Here is a 17,971-nt window from a genome sequence, read left to right on the forward strand (position 1 = left end):
TGAAGATCGACGCGGTCAGCGACCCTCGATGGTGTCCGGGTCGTCGTCATCGTCGTCGATGTCGTCCTCACCCCAGCTGCGTCGGGCGAACGGCAGGGCCACCCAGAACGTGAGGAACCAGATTCCGGTCAGGGCGCTGAGCACGAAGGCGATCGGCCGGTCCAACACGAAGTCGGTGATCAGCAGCACCGCGCTGACCATCGCGATCAGCATGAAGGCGAGGCCGCCGGTGGCCATCCGGTGCGCGAAGCGGACCAGCTCCGGTTTGCGCCCCTGCCGGAACAGCGCCCGGTGGAACGCCACCGGCGAGATGATCATTGCCGTGGCGGCGGCTGCCGCGAGCAACGCCACGATGTAGACGTCGCGTTGGAACTCGGTGGTCTCGGTGAACCCGTTACTGAACGGCAGGGTGAGCAGGAAGGCGAAGAGGATCTGCACGCCGGTCTGGGCGACCCGCAACTCCTGCAGCAGGTCGGCGAAGTTGCGCTGCCAGCGCTGCTTCTCGGTCTCCTTGGACACGCGCTACCTCCGGTGAGACGCTACTGCCGGCGGTCCCGGCCGCCGGCAGCAACGCCAATGCCCCACCCGGCCGAGCGCGAAACAGCTTCACGACACCGGCCGTTCATCTCGGCGACGCAGATCGGCCGCCAGCACCGTGTCAGGACCCGCGTCGGATCCGGCCCGCGTACCGCGCTTCCAGCTCGTTGTTGTGCGCGTCGCCGTCCGGGATGTTCGCCGACAGGTAGACCGGGGGCCGCTCCCCCGCCGCCAGCAACCGCGCCACCACCTCCACGGTCACCTGCTGCGCCAGCAGCGCCGCAGTGATCGAGGAGACCGCGCCGACCGCGCCGCCGCCAGGCAGGGGCAGCGTCGCGTCGCCGTACGGCGCGCCGTTGTCGAGCACCACGTCGGCGAGGTCGCTCAGCTTGCGCCCGGACGGGTGCCGGGAGGCCATCCGGCCGGAGTGCCGCGCCGAGGTGATCGCGACCAACCCGTGGCCGTGTTCCTTCACCAGCGTGGCGAACTCCACCATCGCGCCGTTGACCCCGGAGTTCGAGGCGAGCACGAAGACGTCGGTGGGGCGCACCGGGGCCAGCTCGTAGAGGCGGTGCGCGACGGCCGGGTCCCGTTCCAGCAGCGGGCCCAGCCGGTCGGCCGGTTCGCCGCCGAGCAGCACCAGGTCGCGTAGCGCGATCCGATTGGTCGGCACCAGACCGCCGGCTCGGCCGGCGATCTCCATGGCGAGGGCCTCCGAGTGCCCGGTGCCGAACGCGTGCACCACGCCGTCGGCTCGGACGGCCTCGGCGATCAGGTCGGCGGCCCGCCCCACCGCCTCCCGCTGACTGGCGGCCACCCGGCCGATCGTCTCGGTCACCACGGCCAGGTAGTCCTCGGCACTCACCGTCATGCGTCCTCCGTCGTTCGATTACGAGCCAGCCAGCGAACCGCGAAGTCGACCGCCGCCCGCTGGCGCATCAACCTGCCGGTCCCGGTGCCGACCGGTGCGGTGCGTACCGCTCCGGTGGCCTCCAGGTCCTCGCCCAACGCGGCGAAGTCGTCCGCGTCGAGTCGTACGTCCTGCCACCACACCCACTCCCGACCACCGTCGGCGGTACGCACGGCGGCACCGATCCGCTCCCGGGGCGAGCCGGGGCGGCGGTATTCGGCCAGGTGCAGCGAGGTGCTCACCGAGTGGTCCACGCCGAGCAGCAACACGTCGGCGTCCAGGTCGTAGAGGCGAGCCAGTGGGGAGCCCTCACCGAGCATGTCGGCCAGGGTGTGCCCGGCGGCCACCTGCTCGGCGGCCGGACCGAGCGCGGCGAACGACACCTGCGGATGGGAGCTGCGCAGTGCACCGGGCCAGCCGCGGACCGTCTCGGCGAGCGCCCCCATGAACCGGCTCGGGGTGATCGCCGGGTCGAACCCGGGCATCTCCGAGCGGATCAGCGGCCACCAGTCCGCCGGCACCGGCGGGTTGCGCCACTGGGCGGGATCGCTGTTCTCCGGTGTGTGGGTGGGCACGACGATCGTGCCGTCCGGGCCGAGCGCGTCGCGCAGGGCGAGCACCACCGCGTGCGGGCCGCCGCTGACGAAGCCCAGCGGACGCAGCGAGGCGTGCACCAGCATCGTCGCGCCGGGCCGTACGCCCAGCACGCGCAGCTGCGCGGCGATCGAGCGACGGCTGCCCGGCCCTCTGGCGTCCGTCGTCACGATGGCTCTCCCCCGGTGACCCGCACGACTCAGGCCGTTCCGCCGGCTCGGGCCAGGATCGCCTCGGCGAGCGGGGCCGGCGCCGCGTCCGGGATCCAGTGACTCACCCCGGGCAGCTGAACGAAGCGGTAGTCCCCGGTGACGTTCTGCGCGCACGCCTCGGCGGCGGTCCGGCCGATGGCGATGTCCCGGTCACTCCAGACGTACGTGGTGGGCACCGCGACCGGGCCGACGGCGGCCAGGTCGGCGCGGGACATCGCCCGGTACCAGTTCAGCGCGGCCGTGAGCGCACCCGGCTCGCGCATCGGGTCGGCGTACCGGTTCGCGTCGCCCACCCCGCCGAGCATCTTGCGCAGCGCCGTCGCGTTGAACGCCAGCAGCACCTTCTCCGCCTTGTCCGGCTTACGGAACAGCGCGATGTACGACGACCGGGCCTTCTGTTGGCTGTCGTTGGCCAGGGCGTGCGCCATGGCCGCCGGATGCGGTACGGACACCGCGGTCAGCGTGTGCACCCGCTCGGGGTGCCCGGCGGCGACCGCCCAGGCCACGATCGCGCCCCAGTCGTGGCCGACCAGGTGCACGGCATCCAACCCGAGGGCGTCGAGCACCGCCACCACATCGGCGACCAGTTCGGGGATCCGGTAGTCGGCCACCGCCGTGGGTCGGGCGCCGGGTGAGTAACCGCGCTGGTCCAGCGCGTACGTGCGCAGCCCACCCGCGTGCAGCGCCGGCACCACGTCGTCCCACTCGCCACTGTGCTGAGGGAAACCGTGCAGCAACAGGACGGGTACGCCGTCCGTCGGACCGCCGACAGTCACCTCGAATGTGAAGCCTCGCGCGTCAACCCGCATGATCGGAAGCGTACCCAGCCGGCGGTCGGCCGGTCGCTCCCGCAGGTCAGGCGGATGCCCTGCTGGGCCCGCGACCGTGGTCGGTGTTAGCGTCAGCGAGACAACTTCATATCCGACAGGGGAGCGCACAGCGCTGAGAGTGCGGGCACGCCCGCAGACCCTCGAACCTGATCTGGGTAATGCCAGCGCAGGGAGTTCGGTCGACCTCCAGCCGCGCCGCAGTCCGGTGCCACCGGACGCGGCGTGCGTCTTCTCCTGGTTCGCACTCACGAACTGGGAGCAACACATGAAATCCACCCCCGACACACACCGTTGGCGCACCATCGACATCGTGGTCGCCTCGGTGATCGCGGTCGCCTTCGGCGTCATCTTCTGGGCCTGGGGCCTGGTCTGGAGCGCCACCGAGGGCGCGTTCGCCTTCTTCCCGCCGGCGCAGACGCTGCTCTACGGCGTCTGGCTGATGCCGGCGGTGATCGGTGGGCTGGTCATCCGCAAGCCCGGCGCCGCGCTCTACTGCGAGACCGTGGCCGCGGTCCTGTCCGCGCTGCTGGGCAGCCAGTGGGCCGGCACGGTGATCCCGCAGGGCATCGTGCAGGGCATCGGCGCCGAGCTGGCCTTCGCCGCCTTCCGGTACCGGTCGTTCCGGCTGCCGACCGCGGTGTTCGCGGGCGCGCTGACCGGCCTCAGCGCCGCGCTGTTCGACTTCTTCGTCTGGAACGTCGACTACGCGCTGACCGACTACCGCATCCCGTACGCGCTGCTCACCATCGTCAGCGCCACCGTGATCGCCGGCCTGGGCGGCTGGCTGCTCACGAAGGCCCTGGCCAACACCGGCGTCCTGGACCGCTTCCCCGCAGGCCGAAACCGAGCCCTGATCTAACCCACACCCACTCGCGTCGATCATGAGGTTGACGGGCGGATGGATCTTCATAACCACCGTCAACCTCATGATCGACCGTGCAGGGTGGGGTGGGGTGGGGGGCGGTTGGGTGGTTGGAGGGGTGGGTTGGTGGGCGGGGTACTGCTGCGGGGGTTCGGGTGGCGGCACGCTGGGCGGCGCGCCTGGGCCGTTCGGGGCGTTGATCTGCGGGTTGAGGCTGGGGAGCGGGTTTTGCTTCTCGGGCCCTCCGGGGCCGGCAAGAGCACCCTGCTCAGCGCCCTGGCCGGGCTGCTTCCTGAGGACTCCGGCGAGCAGGAGGGCACCGTCGAGATCGACGGGCTCGACCCGCGCAAGGGGCGGGAACGGGTCGGCATCGTCTTCCAGGACCCGGAGACCCAACTGGTGATGGCGCGCTGCGGCGACGACGTCGCGTTCGGGCTGGAGAACCGGGGCGTGCCGGCCGACGAGATCTGGCCCCGGGTGGACGAGGCGCTGCACCGGGTCGGCTTCCCGTACTCCCGGGACCGCCACACCGCGGCGCTCTCCGGCGGCGAGCAGCAACGCCTCGCCCTGGCCGGCGCGCTGGCCCTGCGCCCCGCCCTGCTGCTGCTGCTCGACGAGCCGACCGCCAACCTCGACCCGGCCGGGGCCGAGCTGGTCCGGCACGCGGTGGCCGGCGCGCTGGACGCCGACACCACACTGATCCTGGTCGAGCACCGGGTCGCCGAGGCACTGCCGCTGGTTGACCGGGTGGTAGTCCTGGAACCGGGCGGCGGCGTCCGCGCGGACGGCACACCCGAGGCGGTCTTCGCCGCCCACGGCGCCGCCCTGGCCGCCGAGGGGGTCTGGGTGCCCGGTCACCCCGTCGCGCCCCGGCCGGCCACCGCCGGCCCCGGGGAGGTGTTGCTCACCGCCGACCGGCTCGGCCTGCCGCCGCGGCTGGGCTCCACCGACCTGGCGGTACGCGCCGGTGAAGCACTCGCCGTACGCGGACCGAATGGCGCCGGCAAGTCCACCCTGGCGTTGCTGCTCGGCGGTCTGCTCCGACCGGGCAACGGGCGGGTCACCGCGTCCGCCGAGTTGGCCGGCGCGGACCACCGCACTCCCCCGCACCGGTGGCGGGCACCCGCGTTGGCCCGACGGATCGGGTCGGTCTTCCAGGATCCGGAGCACCAGTTCGTGACCAGCACGGTCTTCGACGAGCTGGCGCTGGGCCCGCGCCGCACCGGTCAACCCGAGGCGACCGTCAAGGAGACCGTGGCCGGGCTGCTGGACCGGCTGCGGCTGGCCCGCCTCGCCGCCGCCAACCCGTACACCCTCTCGGGTGGTGAGGCGCGGCGGCTGAGCGTGGCGACGGCCCTGGCCACCGCGCCACGCCTGCTGATCTGCGACGAACCCACCTTCGGCCAGGACCGGCGGACCTGGCGGGAGCTGGTCGACCTCTTCGCCGACCTGCGCGACGCCGGGCACGGCGTGGTCACTGTCACCCACGACGCGGACTTCGTCGCCGCGCTCGCCGACCGCACCGTCACCCTGCACCGCGCCCCGGACCACCACCAATGATCAGCATCGAGCCGGTCGCCGCGCCGGACGCGCCGTTGGCCCGCCGCAACCCGGTGGCGAAGGTCGCCGCCGCACTCGTCTTCTCGTTCACCCTGCTGGCGACCCTGGACCCGGTGGCCCCGGCGATCGCCATCGCCCTCGAACTGGCCGTCCTGCCGCTGTTCGGCATCCGCTACCGGGTGCTGGCCCGGCGGGCCTTGCCGCTGCTGCTCAGTGCCGCCGGCATCCTGGTCACCCTGGTGCTGTTCGCGGCCGACCGGTCCGGCCGGGTCCTGCTGGACGCGGGACCGGTGCTGGTGAGCACCGGCGTCCTGCTCACCGCGCTCGGCCTGGTGCTGCGGGTGTTCGCGGTGGCCCTGCCCGGTGTGATCGTCTTCGCGACCACCGACCCCACCGACCTGGCCGACGCACTGATCCAGAACGCGAAGGCGCCGGCCCGGTTCGCCATCGGGGCGCTGGCCGCGTTCCGGCTGGTGCCGCTGCTCGGTCAGGAGTGGCAGATGATCAGCATGGCTCGACGCGCGCGGGGCGTAGACGCGGGACGCAACCCGGTGGCGAAGCTGCGGCTCTTCGCCTCCACGGCGTTCGCGCTGCTGGTGGGGGCGATCCGCCGAGGCACCCGGCTGGCGGTGGCGATGGACGCGCGGGGCTTCGACGCCGGCACACCCCGTACCGTCGCCCGCCGGCAGCACTTCACCCGCGCCGATGTCCTCCTCATCGCCGGCGCGGTCGTCCTCGCCGCGGCCGCCCTGACCACGAGCGTCCTCCTGGGCACCTTCCGCCCGCTGATCAGCTGAGTCCGCCCCGCCGGCTACCTGCCTGCTGCCCGCAGCCCGCTGCCGCCCGCCGCCCGCTGCTGCCCGCCGCCCGCTGCTGCCGTCCGCTGCTGCCCGCCCGCTGCTTGCCGGCAAGATCCGCACAACATCATTGATGTAGTGGCCTCGTTGGCGGCGGAGGCCACTACATCCCTGATGTTGCCGTCACCACCCAGCGCCCGCCACGCACAGCGGGCCGGGAGGTGGCTCGGTCAGCTGCGGCGGAAGGCGTAGCGGCGGGCCTGGCCGGCCTGCTGGCTGCGGCCGCCGCCGGAGCGGTTGCCGCCACCCTGCGGCGGGCCGGCCGTCGGTGCCTTCGGTCGCCCGGTCGGCTTCGGCAGATCTCGCATCGTCGGCGCGTCGACGACCGCCGGCACCTCGACGACCGCCGGCACATCGACCGCTGTCGGCACCTCGACGACTGTCGTCACATCGACCGCTGTCGGCACGACGACCGGCAGCGCCACCTCGTCCAGGACGGCCGCCGGCAGCGCCGGCTCGGCCAGTGCCGCCGGCAGCGCCGGCTCGGCCAGTGCCGCCAGCAGCGCCGGCTCGGCCAGTGCGGCCGGTTCCACCAGCACCGCCGGCAGGGCCGGTTCGACCGCGAGGTCGAGGGCGGGGAGGGTGGTTGGGAGCGGGCCGTGGCCGGCCGCCGGGTCGACGCCGAGCGGCGTCGCTCTCGGGGTACGGGTCTTCTTCGGGTTACGCCTGGCAGGCATCCGGGCCTCCTTCAATGCCGTCCGGCACGGCCGGTCCCGCGCTGCGGCGGTCGGTCGGATCGGCTGGTGACCGCCGTTGCGCGACGGTCGAATGGGGAAGGGACTGCTCACCGGGGTCAGGCAGGGCCATCGCCGCCGAACGGCGGGGAGGGAATGCGGGACGCCCGGGAGCGCACGGACCGCGACGCGGGACGGCGGGACGGCTCGGAAGTGGGGCGTCAGTTACGCATGTTCGTACCGTAGCCACCGCCGGACCGACGCGCATCCGTTTTTACTGGCACGATCGGCAGATGCTGATCGCGTTCTCGATCACCCCGCTCGGCGGTGACGACTCCGTGGGTGACCTGGTCGCCGAGGCGGTGCGGGTGGTCCGTGCGTCCGGCCTGCCCAACCGGACCGATGCCATGTTCACCACCATCGAGGGCGAGTGGGACGAGGTGATGGCGGTGGTGAAGCGGGCGGTCGACGTGGTCGCCGCGCAGGCGCCCCGGGTGAGTGTGGTGCTCAAGGCCGACGTCCGGCCCGGGGTCACCGACGCGCTGACCGGGAAGATCGCCCGAATCGAAGCCCGTCTCGTCGAAGGCTGACACGCGCGGCGCGGGACGACGACAACTTTCCCTGCGCGGGGCATACCGACCACCGCCGAGGGCCCGAGCCGCCACCGGCAACGTCCACATCACGTCCAGTAACGGGACGTCCGTCACTGGTCCGTATCGGCTCACATCACGGTAAGTTTCCAAACGCTGATAGTGGTGTGACGAGAGGTGGCGGCACGAATGGCTGATCAGGCGAGGGCACAAATCGGTGTGACCGGGCTGGCGGTGATGGGTCGCAACGTGGCCCGCAACCTGGCCCGCAACGGCTTCACGGTGGCAGTGCACAACCGCTCACCGGAGCGCACCCGCAGCCTGGTCGCCGAGCACGGCGACGAGGGCACGTTCCTGCCGGGCGAGACGATGGCCGATTTCGTGGCGTCACTGGAACGACCCCGCGCGGTCATCGTCATGGTGAAGGCCGGCGCGCCCACCGACGCGGTGATCGACGAGTTGGTGCCTCTTCTCGACGAGGGCGACATCGTCGTCGACTGCGGCAACGCCCACTTCGCCGACACCCGCCGCCGCGAGGAGGCACTGCGGGCGCAGGGGCTGCACTTCAGCGGCACCGGCGTCTCCGGCGGCGAGGAGGGCGCGCTGCGCGGGCCGAGCATCATGCCGGGCGGCTCCGCCGAGTCGTACGCGAAGCTCGGGCCGATGTTCGAGAAGATCGCCGCCCAGGTGGACGGCGTGCCGTGCTGCACGCACGTCGGGCCGGACGGCGCCGGGCACTTCGTCAAGATGGTGCACAACGGCATCGAGTACGCCGACATGCAGCTCATCGCCGAGGCGTACGACCTGCTCCGGGCCGGCCTGGACGCGACGCCGGCCGAGATCGCGGAGATCTTCCGGGAGTGGAACAACGGCGAGCTGGAGTCGTTCCTCATCGAGATCACTGCCGACGTGCTCGCGCACACCGACGCGGCGACCGGCCGGGCGTTCGTGGACATCGTGCAGGACCGGGCCGAGCAGAAGGGCACCGGTCGGTGGACCGTGCAGAGCGCCCTGGACCTGGGCATCCCGATCACCGGGATCGCCGAGGCGACCTTCGCCCGCTCGCTCTCCGGGCACGTCGACCAGCGCGAGGCGGCCCGCCGGGCGTTCCCCGACGCGGGTGAGAAGTGGCAGGTGACCGACCGGGACACCTTCGTCGAGGACGTCCGCCGGGCGCTGCTCGCTTCCAAGATCGTCGCGTACGCGCAGGGCTTCGACCACATCCGCGCGGGCAGCCAGGAATACAACTGGGACATCGACCTCGGCGGCACCGCGACGATCTGGCGAGGCGGCTGCATCATCCGGGCCCGCTTCCTCAACCGGATCCGTGAGGCGTACGACGAGCAGCCCGACCTGCCGACGCTGCTGGTGGCGCCGTACTTCGCCGAGGCGGTCAGCGCTGGCGTGCCGAGCTGGCGGCGGGTGGTGGCCGACGCGACCCGGGCGGGTGTGCCGACGCCGGCGTTCTCGTCGTCGCTGGCGTACTTCGACGCGTTGCGCGCGGAGCGGCTGCCCGCCGCGCTGATCCAGGGTCTGCGGGACAACTTCGGCGCGCACACCTACCAGCGGGTGGACCGCGACGGCTCGTTCCACACAACCTGGGCCGCCGACCGCACCGAGTCGCCGGCGTAGCCGGGGCGGCGCCCTGCGCGCGACGCCCTGCGCGCGACGCCCTGCGCGCGACGCCCCGCGCGCGACGCCCCGCGCGCGACGCCCTGCAAGATCGTGCTTGATCCAGGATGTAGTGGCCTCCCTCTCCGTGGAGGCCACTACATCCATGTTCCAGCGTGATCTAGGGAGACGGCAGGTGCGAACCGGTAGCGGTCAGGCGACCGTGGCGTGCATCTCCCAGACGAGGATCTCGGCCGGTTCGTCGGCGGTCACCCGCCGGCCACCGGTCATGGTGAGCCGGGCGGCGTCGCCACTGCCGAGCGGACCGCTGCCCTCCAGGGTCACCGTGCCGTTGGGCACGTAGAGGTGCACGTAGGGCGCGTCCGGGATGGTGACCTCGTCGCCGGGGGCGAGACGGGCGGCGTGCAGGGTCGCGTACCGGTTGCGGATCCGGATCGCGGACGCGCCGTCGTAGCGGTCCATCCCGGAGGCGATCGGCACCAGACCCCCGCGGAGCAGCTCGTCCTCGATCTCCAGTTGCTCGTAGCCGGGGTCGACGCCCTGCTCGTCGGGGAGCACCCACATCTGCACGAAGTGCACCGGGTCGGTGTGCGGCTCCTGGTTGTTGAGCCGCCAGGCGTCGTTCTTCTCCGAGTGCAGGATGCCGGTGCCGGCGCTCATCCGCTGGGCCAGACCCGGGTAGATCACCCCGGAGTGCCCGGTGGAGTCCTGGTGCACCAGGGAACCGCGCAGCACCCAGGTCACGATCTCCATGTCCTGGTGGGGGTGGGTTTCGAAGCCGGCCCCCGGTCGGACCACGTCGTCGTTGTTGACCAGCAGCAGGCCGTGGTGGGTGTTGGCCGGGTCGTAGTGCCGGGAGAACGAGAAGGAGTGCTTGGAGTCCAGCCAGGAGATCCGGGTGGCGAAGCGATCGTCGGCACGACGGATGTCGACCGCGGGTGCGGGCGCGGTCACCAGGCACGCTGCCCGGCGTCGGGGGTCGACGGCGCCCAGGTCAGGGCCGGCTCGCCGGTGGCCAGTTCGGCGATCTCACCGGTGCGCAGCTGCGGTGTGTGGCCGAACTCGGCGCAGTGCTGCTCGGCGATCTCGGCACAGATCTCGGCCACCTGCTCGCAGATCGGGTCGCCCAGGTCGGCGGCGTTCAACGCCATGATCATCTTGAAGCGGAGATCACGCATCTGCCCCCCAACCGCCGTCGTCCCACCACCTCCGGACCCTACCCGCCGCCCTTGCGCAGGACCCCGAAACGAGCACACCACCCCCGCTCGGTGCCAAGCCTTGATGGTCGCCGTGGCGCTTGCCCAGGCCCCTCGGCACCAAGGGGGACGCGACAACGCCGCCCGCACGGGAGTGCGGGCGGCGTTGGGACAGCTGGGGGTCGGTCAGAAGAAGCGGCGGCGCTTGGCCTTCTGCGGACGCATCAGGTCCGCACCCTTGGTCAGCAACCGGGTCGCCCCGGAGGGACCACGCCGGGCCTCCAGGGTGTGGCTGAGCCGGCGGGCACCGGCTGCGGCCACCGGCACCGCGATGGCCACCACCGCCCACTGGGCAATGCGCTTCTGGATCATGTGGGTTCACCTCCGTCAGTGGCTTCTGACGTCTCTGATACCCATAGCGACGTGCGGGTAAGCGCGTCGGCTCAGATAACCGGGGCGACCGGGTTGGGCAGCGCGCCGCCGAAGCGTCGGTCCCGCTGGGCGTACAACTCGCACGCGTACCAGAGGTGGCGGCGGTCGAAGTCGGGCCAGAGCGTGTCCAGGAAGACCAACTCGGCGTACGCGGTCTGCCAGAGCAGGAAGTTGGAGATCCGCTCCTCCCCGGAAGGGCGCAGGAACAGGTCCACCTCCGGGATCTCCGGGTGGTAGAGGTACTTCGCCACGGTCTTCTCGGTGACCTTCGCCGGATCCAGCCGGCCGGCCGCCACGTCCCGGGCGATCGCGGCGGCGGCGTCACCGATCTCGGCCTGCCCGCCGTAGTTGACGCAGAACTGCAGGGTCAGCGTCGAGTTGTCGCGGGACATCTCCTCGGCGGTCTGCAACTCGGAGATGACGCTCTTCCACAGCCGACCGGGCCGGCCCGACCACACCACCCGTACGCCCAGGTCGACCAGCTGGTCACGGCGGCGACGGATCACGTCCCGGTTGAACCCCATCAGGAACCGGACCTCGTCGGGCGAGCGCCGCCAGTTCTCCGTGGAGAACGCGTACGCCGACAGGTACGGGATGCCCATCTCGATGGCGCCCTCGATGGTGTCGAAGAGGCTGTGCTCCCCCGCCTCGTGCCCCTTGGTGCGGGGCAGCCCGCGGTCCTTGGCCCAGCGGCCGTTGCCGTCCATCACCACCGCCACGTGCTTCGGCACCGCCTCGGTGGGCAGCGCCGGGGGGCGGGCCCCGGACGGGTGTGGCACCGGCGGGGTCGGCTCGCGCCGGCCGGCCTTCTTCGATCGGATCACTCGGTCACTCCCTGTTCGCGCCGTCCGCCCCGGCCTCGACGTCGCCACGTGGCCGGAGCACCACGGCCCCGGTGCCCTCCGGCGGCGGGGCCGTGCCGGCCGCCGAGGAACCCCGGTCGACCAGCGGCAGCGAGCGTAGCGCGCGCTCCAGGTGCCACTGCAGGTGAGCCGCGACCAGCCCACTGCACTCCCGACGTACGGCGGCGTCGGTGGCGTCGGCGATCACCCAGTCGCCGGAGGTCAGCGCGGACATCAGATCGATGGTGGCCGGGGCGGGATGAGCCGCCCCGGGTGGCCGGCAATCGGGACAGACCGCGCCGCCGGCCGGAACCGAGAACGCCCGGTGCCGCCCGGGCGTGCCGCAGACCGCGCAGGCGACCAGCGCCGGCGCCCAGCCGGCCAGGGACATCCCGCGCAGCAGGTACGCGTCGAGCACCAGGGTGGTGGCGTGTTCGCCCCGGGACAGCGCCTTCAACGCGCCGATGGTGAGCTGGAACAGCCGCAGCGACGGCTCCCGTTCCACCGGGGTCAGGCGCTCGGCGGTCTCGGCGATCGCGCTGGCCGCCGTATAGCGCGGATAGTCGCCCAGGAACCGTTTGCCGTACAGGTCGATGCCCTCGACCTGACTCACGGTGTGCAGAGAACTGCCGTGGTTGCCCTTCGGGTCACCGGCGAGCTGGAGGTCGACGTGGCCGAACGGCTCCAGCCGGGCACCGAACTTGCTGGTGGTGCGGCGGATCCCTCGAGCCACCGCGCGCAGCCGGCCGTGCCGGCGGGTGAGCAGGGTGATGATCCGGTCGGACTCGCCGAGCTTCTGCACACGCAGCACCACCGCGTCGTCGCGGTAGAGCTGTCGGCGATACCCGGCCATCGGGCCATTCTCCCTCGGGGTGTGAAATCAGGGTTGGTTCGGGGTGCAAGCGCGGATGAACCCCGATGCGGCCGCCTCGTGCTCGGCCGTAGCGTGCTGGTCATGGCACTGCACCTGACCACCACCCCCCGCCGTCGTCGCGTCGCCGCTCCCGTCGCGCTAGGGCTCGCCACCAGCCTCATCGTGCTCGCCGGGTGCGACAACCTGTCGTTCCGTCGGCTCGACTACGACAACACCGAGGCGGTCCGGATCACCACGATCCGGGTCTCCGGGGGGTCGGGCGACGTGGTGGTCCGCGGCACCGGCGCGGCGTCCGAGGTGCGGATCAAGCGAGTGGTTCGTTACCAGGGCGGTGAACCGGACAACACCCGCTACGAGATCAAGGGCAGCGAGCTGGTGCTGAACACCGACTGTGGCTCGCGGTGCAGCATCTCCTACGAGGTGACGGTGCCCGAGGGTGTGGCGGTGCAGGGCGAGACCAGCTCCGGCAACGTCGAGTTGAGCCGGGTCGGCACCGTGGACCTACAGGTGAGCTCGGGCGACGTGCGGATCTCCGGCGCGTCGGGCGCGGTCGGGGTGGAGGCCCGTTCCGGCAACATCGAGGTGAGCGAGGCCGCCGCGGCGGTACGGCTGCGCGCCTCTTCCGGAGACATCACCGCACGCCGGCTGGGCGGCACTGTCGACGCCGAGGCCAGCTCGGGCAATGTCAACGTGGAGCTGGACAAGCCCGCCTCGGCCCGGGTCCACGCCTCCAGTGGTGACGTCACGCTGGTGGTGCCGCAGGGCAGCTACCGGGTCCGGTCCAACGCCGACTCCGGCGACGAGACCGTCACCGTCGCCGACAACCCGGCGGCGTCCCTGGTGCTCGACGGTTCGGCCAACAGCGGCAACCTCACGATCAGCGAGCGTTGATCTCGACGCTGGCCGCCTCCCCTGCCGTCCGCTGCGACGGCACCACCGCTCGTCCGACGGTCGCCCCGGCACCGCCCGCCGCGTCGGCACCCGGCCGGGCCGCACCCTCGGCACCCGGCCGGACCGCCGCGTCGGCACCCGGCCGGCCCCCAGCGTCGGCGGGCTGCGCCGTGCCACCGGGGATCAGCTCCGGGCGGCGGCGGGCGGCGACGTCCTCGACCCAACCGACGGCCAGGGTGACCAGCCCGACCAGAGCGAAGACCAGCAGTACCCGGATGGCCAGGCCCACCGGGTCCTGGTGGGACCAGCCCACCACGTCGACCAGCGGAGTGAGCGCCACCACGAACGGCATGTGCCAGAGGTAGACGGTGAGCGCCCGCCGGTTGAGCACTGTCACCGCCCGGTCGACCAGTCGGCTCCGGCTCAGCCAGGCCACCCCGGCCGGCGCCCGGCCCAGCACGATCAGGATGAACGCGGCCGACCAGAGGGCGTTGCCCAGGGGGTTGTCGTTCAGGTCGTACCCGCGCGGACCGGGATGCTCGACGATCCAGGCGCCGCCGCCCACGGCGAGGGCGAGCGCCACCGGGTACAGCAGCCGGCCGGAGAGCCGGCGCAGCATCCCGGCGTGGTGGGCGAAGCCGAGCAGCCACGCGCCGAAGTAGAGCCCGAACTCCCGCAGCACCGGCGGCGCCGGGTAGATCCCCACCTCGATCGTCACCAGCAGGAGGTACGGGGCGAGCAGGGTCATCAGCGGGGCACGCCGGAACAGCCAGAACGCGACCGGCGAAGCGAGCACGAACCACAGATAGTCACGCAGGTACCAGATGATGCTCAGCGCCAGCGCGCCCCAGTTGTTGGCCGGCGGGTCGGCGATCGGGAACAGCCACAGCAGCACCCGAGGGCTCACCGACAACCCGCTGAACATCATGGCCGGCACGAAGACCACCGCGAGCACCCACAGCGACGGCAGCAGTCGACGCAGCCGACGCCCGACCGCCGCCGGCCCGACCCGGGTCAGCGACGCGGCCATCAGCGAGCCTGCCAGCGCGAACATCACCGACATGGCGGGGAAGACGAGGGTGAGGGTCGCCCATCCGGTGACGTGGTAAACCACCACCCGAACGATGGCCAGGGCACGGAGGATGTCGAGGTACCTGTTGCGCATCAGCCTGCACTCGGTCGGGGACGCGGGGCACAACTTTCCTACCCTGCGTGGCGCCCGCACCAAACGACAGCCACCTCAAACGGGGCGTGAACATCCCCGGCTGCCCGACCGAAGGCGATCGTGCCGCCGGTCGGGCACCGCCGACGAGGTGGGTCAGAAGCCCAGCTTGCGCAGTTGCCTCGGGTCGCGCTGCCAATCCTTCGCGACCCGCACGTGCAGGTCGAGGTAGACCCGACCGCCGAGCAGCTCCTCGATCTGCTTGCGGGCGTTGGTGCCGACCTCCTTGAGCCGACTCGCCTTGTGCCCGAGCACGATGGCCTTCTGGCTGGGCCGCTCCACGTACAGGTCGGCGTAGATCTTCATGACCTGACCCTCGGGGATCATCTCCTCCACCACCACGGCGATGGAGTGCGGCAGCTCGTCGCGGACCCCCTCCAGGGCGGCCTCGCGGATCAGCTCGGCGACCAGCACCTGCTCGGGGTCGTCGGTGAGCATGTCGTCCGGATAGAGCTGCGGCGACGGCGGCAGGTACTTGGTCATCACGTCGACGAGGGTGTCCACCTGGTGCCCGGACACCGCGCTCACCGGCACGATCTCGGCGAACTCCCCCATCTTGCTGACCGCCAGCAGCTGCTCGGCCAGGCGACGCTTGTCCACCAGGTCGGTCTTGGTGACCACCGCCAGCACTGTCGCCTTCAACTCGGCCAACTCGCCGGTGATGAACCGGTCACCGCGCCCGACCGGCTCGTCGGCCGGGATGCACAGGCCGATCACGTCGACCTCGGTCCAGGTGGACCGGACCAGGTCGTTGAGACGTTCGCCGAGCAGCGTACGGGGGCGGTGCAGGCCTGGCGTGTCGACGAGGACCAGCTGCGACTCCGGTCGGTGCAGCACCGCCCGGATGACGTGCCGGGTGGTCTGCGGCTTGTTCGAGGTGATGGCGATCTTGGTGCCGACGATGGCGTTGGTCAGCGTCGACTTGCCGGCGTTGGGGCGACCGACGAAGCAGCCGAACCCGGCCCGGTACGGACGCGCCTCCGGATCCTGCACCGGGCTCACTGGGTCACCGTGCCGAGGACCGTGCCGTCCGGAGCGGCCACGTGGACCGGTGCGTCCGCCGCGAGGTCCCGTACCGCCGCGTGCCCGGCACCATCCAGCGTCGACGCCTCGGTCACCACCACCGCCGCCTCCAGCCGACTCGCCCCGGCCGCCACGGCCGAAGCGACCGCCAACTGCAACGCGGTGAGCGTCAGCGACGGCAGCGCGACACTGGCCGCCGCGTACGTCCGGCCGTCCTGGTCGCGGACCGCGGCGCCCTCCACGGCGCCGACCCGCGCGCGGGCTCCCCGGGCGAGGACGACGAGCTTGCCGTCCTCGGCGCTCAGCGCGCCCGACGCGGTGGGGGTGGGCCGGGCGACAGGCGCGGCGGGTGTGTCAGGCATCGGCGGGTTGCCTCTCGTCGTCTCGATAGTTGTCCGTGTCGTCCCCGGGGCCGGCGTGCTCGCCGCGCCCCGCGGTGTCCTGCTCATCGCCCGGCTCCACCCGGCTGACCAGGACGGTGTCGATCCGGTTGCGCCGGCCGGTGGTGCCCTCGGCGACCAGGCGGAGACCGGCGACCTCGGCCTCGGCACCCGGGATCGGCACCCGCCCCAGCGACTGGGCGAGCAGGCCGCCGACCGTCTCCACCTCGTCGGTGGGCAGGTTGGTGTCGAACATCTCGCCGAGATTCTCCACCGGCAGGCGAGCGGTCACCCGCACCGAGGAGTCCGCCAGACGTTCGACGGGCGGGCGCTCGACATCGTACTCGTCGGTGATCTCACCGACGATCTCCTCGAGGATGTCCTCGATGGTGACCAGACCGCCGGTGCCGCCGTACTCGTCGACCACGATGACCAGGTGGTTGCGGGCCGCCTGCATCTCGGACAGCAGGTCGTCGACCGGCTTGGACTCCGGTACGAAGGTCGCCGGGCGCATCAGCTCGGCCACCGGCAACTGCTCGGCCCCCGGGTCCCCGCCACGGGAGCGCCGGATCAGGTCCTTGAGATAGAGCACGCCCAACACGTCGTCGACGCTCTCGCCGATCACCGGGATGCGGGAGAAACCGGAGCGCAGGAAGAGCGCCAGCGCCTGCGCGAGCGTCTTGCCCTCCTCGATCCACACCATCTCGGTACGCGGCACCATCACCTCACGGGCGATGGTGTCGCCGAGGGCGAAGACGGAGTGGATCATCTGGCGTTCGCCGTGCTCGACAACGCCGCGCTGCTCGGCCAGGTCGACCAGCTCCCGCAGCTCCACCTGGGTGGCGAACGGACCTTCCCGGAAGCCGCGCCCCGGGGTGACCGCGTTGCCGATCAGGATCAGCAGCGACGCGAGCGGGTTGAGCGCCCGACCCAGCCAGCGGACCAGCGGCGCCACCGCACGACCCACGGCGTAGGCGTGCTGCCGGCCGATGGTGCGCGGGGCGACGCCCACCACCACGAAGCTGACCACTGTCATCGCGCCGGCGGTCACCAGCGCGGCCCGCCACCCGGCGCCGAAGCTGTCCACCGCCACGAGCGCCACCAGTGTGGTGGCGGTCAGCTCGGCGAGCAGCCGCAACAGCAGGAGCAGGTTGAGGTGCCGGACGACGTCGCCGGCCACGACCTGGAGGGTACGGGCGCCGCGTACGCCGTCGCGGGCCAGCTCGGCGGCGCGGGCCGGTGAGACCGCGGCGAGGGCCGCCTCGGTCATCGCGATCAGGCCGGCCAGCACCACCAGACCGGCCGCGAAGACGATCAGCTGAAAGTCGGGAAGGCCGGCGGTAGCGCCGGCCGCGAGTAACGGAGGAGTGGACATCACTGGGTGCGGGTCGACCGCCAGCTCGCCAACAGCCGAGCCTGGAGTGCGAACATCTCCCGCTCCTCCTCCGGCTCGGCGTGGTCGTAGCCGAGCAGGTGCAGCACCCCGTGCACGGTGAGCAGGTGCAACTCGTCGGCCGGTGCGTGCCCGGCGGTCGCCGCCTGCTTGGCCGCCACCTCCGGGCAGAGCACGATGTCGCCGAGCAGGGCGGGCTCGCCGCCGGCAGGTGCGGACTCACCCGGGCCGTGGTCGACGCTGCCCTCGTCCATGGGGAAGGCGAGCACGTCGGTCGGGCCGTCGCCACCCATCCAGCGGTGGTTCAGCTCGGTCATGTAGTCGATGTCGACCAGCAGCACGGACAGCTCGGCGAGGGGGTTGACCCCCATCTCGTCGAGGGCGTGCCGGGCGACGGCGAGCACGGCGTCGGTGTCGACGTCGACACCGGACTCGTTGGCGATCTCGATGGACAACTGCT

At 72.0% G+C, this 17,971-nt stretch carries 21 protein-coding genes and 1 riboswitch; of the genes, 6 read left to right on the top strand and 15 right to left on the bottom strand.

The features are described from left to right. Positions 1–15: 15 nt before the first annotated feature. From ACFYP0_RS13770 to ACFYP0_RS13785, 4 genes are all read right to left on the bottom strand, one after another. A complete protein-coding gene (locus tag ACFYP0_RS13770) occupies positions 16–519 on the bottom strand; it encodes a DUF6328 family protein (protein ID WP_124859953.1) in 504 nt (167 codons plus the stop codon). 139 nt (positions 520–658) lie between these two features. Continuing rightward, on the bottom strand, positions 659–1,408 hold the full coding sequence (locus ACFYP0_RS13775) for a sugar isomerase domain-containing protein (RefSeq protein WP_091409712.1): 750 nt from the start codon (positions 1,406–1,408) through the stop codon (positions 659–661). Further along, positions 1,405–2,211 carry an aminoglycoside N(3)-acetyltransferase gene (locus tag ACFYP0_RS13780; protein WP_386995934.1) on the bottom strand — a complete coding sequence of 269 codons (807 nt, stop codon included), beginning with the start codon at positions 2,209–2,211 and terminating at the stop codon, positions 1,405–1,407. The genes ACFYP0_RS13775 and ACFYP0_RS13780 overlap by 4 nt, the downstream gene beginning before the upstream one ends. A 29-nt stretch (positions 2,212–2,240) precedes the next feature. Next, entirely contained in the window at positions 2,241–3,062 is an 822-nt protein-coding gene (locus ACFYP0_RS13785; RefSeq protein ID WP_386995937.1) for an alpha/beta fold hydrolase, read from the bottom strand. Between the two features lie 107 nt (positions 3,063–3,169). After that, a riboswitch (TPP riboswitch) is annotated at positions 3,170–3,274 on the top strand. 74 nt (positions 3,275–3,348) lie between these two features. Between ACFYP0_RS13785 and ACFYP0_RS13790 the strand changes: the two genes are divergently transcribed. The 3 genes from ACFYP0_RS13790 to ACFYP0_RS13800 all read left to right on the top strand — a co-directional run bounded on the left by ACFYP0_RS13790 (position 3,349) and on the right by ACFYP0_RS13800 (position 6,302). Next, positions 3,349–3,942 (top strand): ECF transporter S component, encoded by a 594-nt coding sequence (locus ACFYP0_RS13790; protein WP_356979835.1) that lies wholly within the window; start codon positions 3,349–3,351, stop codon positions 3,940–3,942. 129 nt (positions 3,943–4,071) lie between these two features. After that, positions 4,072–5,505 carry an ABC transporter ATP-binding protein gene (locus ACFYP0_RS13795; protein ID WP_386995941.1) on the top strand — a complete coding sequence of 478 codons (1,434 nt, stop codon included), beginning with the start codon at positions 4,072–4,074 and terminating at the stop codon, positions 5,503–5,505. Beyond that, complete coding sequence (locus ACFYP0_RS13800) at positions 5,502–6,302, top strand: energy-coupling factor transporter transmembrane component T family protein (protein WP_386995944.1); 801 nt, start codon at positions 5,502–5,504, stop codon at positions 6,300–6,302. The genes ACFYP0_RS13795 and ACFYP0_RS13800 overlap by 4 nt, the downstream gene beginning before the upstream one ends. 230 nt (positions 6,303–6,532) lie before the next feature. Here ACFYP0_RS13800 and ACFYP0_RS13805 read toward each other — a convergent pair whose 3' ends face one another. Further along, the gene (locus ACFYP0_RS13805) at positions 6,533–7,039 is read right to left on the bottom strand and encodes a hypothetical protein (RefSeq protein ID WP_356979841.1); all 507 of its coding nucleotides are present in this window, start codon (positions 7,037–7,039) and stop codon (positions 6,533–6,535) included. A gap of 290 nt (positions 7,040–7,329) precedes the next feature. Between ACFYP0_RS13805 and ACFYP0_RS13810 the strand changes: the two genes are divergently transcribed. Continuing rightward, positions 7,330–7,626, top strand: a complete 297-nt coding sequence (locus tag ACFYP0_RS13810) for a thiamine-binding protein (protein WP_124853362.1) — start codon at positions 7,330–7,332, stop codon at positions 7,624–7,626. A gap of 189 nt (positions 7,627–7,815) precedes the next feature. Further along, positions 7,816–9,258: an NADP-dependent phosphogluconate dehydrogenase gene (gene gndA / locus ACFYP0_RS13815; protein ID WP_386995947.1), complete on the top strand. Its 1,443-nt coding sequence runs from the start codon at positions 7,816–7,818 to the stop codon at positions 9,256–9,258. A 192-nt stretch (positions 9,259–9,450) separates the two neighbouring features. Here gndA and ACFYP0_RS13820 read toward each other — a convergent pair whose 3' ends face one another. From ACFYP0_RS13820 to recO, 5 genes are all read right to left on the bottom strand, one after another. Continuing rightward, positions 9,451–10,212 carry a pirin family protein gene (locus tag ACFYP0_RS13820; RefSeq protein ID WP_112677214.1) on the bottom strand — a complete coding sequence of 254 codons (762 nt, stop codon included), beginning with the start codon at positions 10,210–10,212 and terminating at the stop codon, positions 9,451–9,453. Next, the gene (locus ACFYP0_RS13825) at positions 10,209–10,436 is read right to left on the bottom strand and encodes a thioredoxin reductase (RefSeq protein WP_091409742.1); all 228 of its coding nucleotides are present in this window, start codon (positions 10,434–10,436) and stop codon (positions 10,209–10,211) included. Before ACFYP0_RS13825 ends, ACFYP0_RS13820 begins: the two co-directional genes overlap by 4 nt. 204 nt (positions 10,437–10,640) lie before the next feature. After that, positions 10,641–10,826 carry a hypothetical protein gene (locus ACFYP0_RS13830; protein ID WP_386995950.1) on the bottom strand — a complete coding sequence of 62 codons (186 nt, stop codon included), beginning with the start codon at positions 10,824–10,826 and terminating at the stop codon, positions 10,641–10,643. Positions 10,827–10,897: 71 nt separating this feature from the next. Continuing rightward, positions 10,898–11,710 carry an isoprenyl transferase gene (locus ACFYP0_RS13835; protein WP_091409745.1) on the bottom strand — a complete coding sequence of 271 codons (813 nt, stop codon included), beginning with the start codon at positions 11,708–11,710 and terminating at the stop codon, positions 10,898–10,900. A 4-nt stretch (positions 11,711–11,714) separates the two neighbouring features. Beyond that, complete coding sequence (recO, locus tag ACFYP0_RS13840; protein ID WP_091409749.1) at positions 11,715–12,581, bottom strand: DNA repair protein RecO; 867 nt, start codon at positions 12,579–12,581, stop codon at positions 11,715–11,717. Between the two features lie 102 nt (positions 12,582–12,683). Between recO and ACFYP0_RS13845 the strand changes: the two genes are divergently transcribed. After that, positions 12,684–13,493: a DUF4097 family beta strand repeat-containing protein gene (locus ACFYP0_RS13845; protein ID WP_124861040.1), complete on the top strand. Its 810-nt coding sequence runs from the start codon at positions 12,684–12,686 to the stop codon at positions 13,491–13,493. Here ACFYP0_RS13845 and ACFYP0_RS13850 read toward each other — a convergent pair. The 5 genes from ACFYP0_RS13850 to ybeY form a co-directional block, all read right to left on the bottom strand. Next, on the bottom strand, positions 13,480–14,658 hold the full coding sequence (locus ACFYP0_RS13850) for an acyltransferase family protein (RefSeq protein ID WP_124861042.1): 1,179 nt from the start codon (positions 14,656–14,658) through the stop codon (positions 13,480–13,482). The genes ACFYP0_RS13845 and ACFYP0_RS13850 overlap by 14 nt on opposite strands. A 153-nt stretch (positions 14,659–14,811) precedes the next feature. Beyond that, entirely contained in the window at positions 14,812–15,708 is an 897-nt protein-coding gene (gene era, locus ACFYP0_RS13855) for a GTPase Era (RefSeq protein WP_091409997.1), read from the bottom strand. A 5-nt stretch (positions 15,709–15,713) separates the two neighbouring features. Further along, complete coding sequence (locus ACFYP0_RS13860) at positions 15,714–16,100, bottom strand: cytidine deaminase (protein ID WP_112588259.1); 387 nt, start codon at positions 16,098–16,100, stop codon at positions 15,714–15,716. Next, positions 16,093–17,517, bottom strand: coding sequence for a hemolysin family protein (locus ACFYP0_RS13865; RefSeq protein WP_356979920.1), 1,425 nt, complete (start codon positions 17,515–17,517; stop codon positions 16,093–16,095). Before ACFYP0_RS13865 ends, ACFYP0_RS13860 begins: the two co-directional genes overlap by 8 nt. Beyond that, entirely contained in the window at positions 17,493–17,966 is a 474-nt protein-coding gene (gene ybeY, locus ACFYP0_RS13870; RefSeq protein WP_030491788.1) for an rRNA maturation RNase YbeY, read from the bottom strand. The genes ACFYP0_RS13865 and ybeY overlap by 25 nt, the downstream gene beginning before the upstream one ends. Between the last annotated feature and the right edge of the window lie 5 nt (positions 17,967–17,971).

It is taken from the genome of Micromonospora arida (assembly GCF_042873195.1).
Lineage (GTDB): Bacteria > Actinomycetota > Actinomycetes > Mycobacteriales > Micromonosporaceae > Micromonospora > Micromonospora arida.

Bases quoted from the DNA above. Each gene is read 5' to 3' on its own strand.
- ACFYP0_RS13775 (WP_091409712.1), bottom strand. From the start codon at position 1,408: ATGACGGTGAGTGCCGAGGACTACCTGGCCGTGGTGACCGAGACGATC.
- ACFYP0_RS13785 (WP_386995937.1), bottom strand. From the start codon at position 3,062: ATGCGGGTTGACGCGCGAGGCTTCACATTCGAGGTGACTGTCGGCGGT.
- ACFYP0_RS13790 (WP_356979835.1), top strand. From the start codon at position 3,349: ATGAAATCCACCCCCGACACACACCGTTGGCGCACCATCGACATCGTG.
- ACFYP0_RS13800 (WP_386995944.1), top strand. From the start codon at position 5,502: ATGATCAGCATCGAGCCGGTCGCCGCGCCGGACGCGCCGTTGGCCCGC.
- ACFYP0_RS13805 (WP_356979841.1), bottom strand. From the start codon at position 7,039: ATGCCTGCCAGGCGTAACCCGAAGAAGACCCGTACCCCGAGAGCGACG.
- ACFYP0_RS13810 (WP_124853362.1), top strand. From the start codon at position 7,330: ATGCTGATCGCGTTCTCGATCACCCCGCTCGGCGGTGACGACTCCGTG.
- gndA (WP_386995947.1), top strand. From the start codon at position 7,816: ATGGCTGATCAGGCGAGGGCACAAATCGGTGTGACCGGGCTGGCGGTG.
- ACFYP0_RS13825 (WP_091409742.1), bottom strand. From the start codon at position 10,436: ATGCGTGATCTCCGCTTCAAGATGATCATGGCGTTGAACGCCGCCGAC.
- ACFYP0_RS13830 (WP_386995950.1), bottom strand. From the start codon at position 10,826: ATGATCCAGAAGCGCATTGCCCAGTGGGCGGTGGTGGCCATCGCGGTG.
- recO (WP_091409749.1), bottom strand. From the start codon at position 12,581: ATGGCCGGGTATCGCCGACAGCTCTACCGCGACGACGCGGTGGTGCTG.
- ACFYP0_RS13845 (WP_124861040.1), top strand. From the start codon at position 12,684: ATGGCACTGCACCTGACCACCACCCCCCGCCGTCGTCGCGTCGCCGCT.
- ACFYP0_RS13850 (WP_124861042.1), bottom strand. From the start codon at position 14,658: ATGCGCAACAGGTACCTCGACATCCTCCGTGCCCTGGCCATCGTTCGG.
- ACFYP0_RS13860 (WP_112588259.1), bottom strand. From the start codon at position 16,100: ATGCCTGACACACCCGCCGCGCCTGTCGCCCGGCCCACCCCCACCGCG.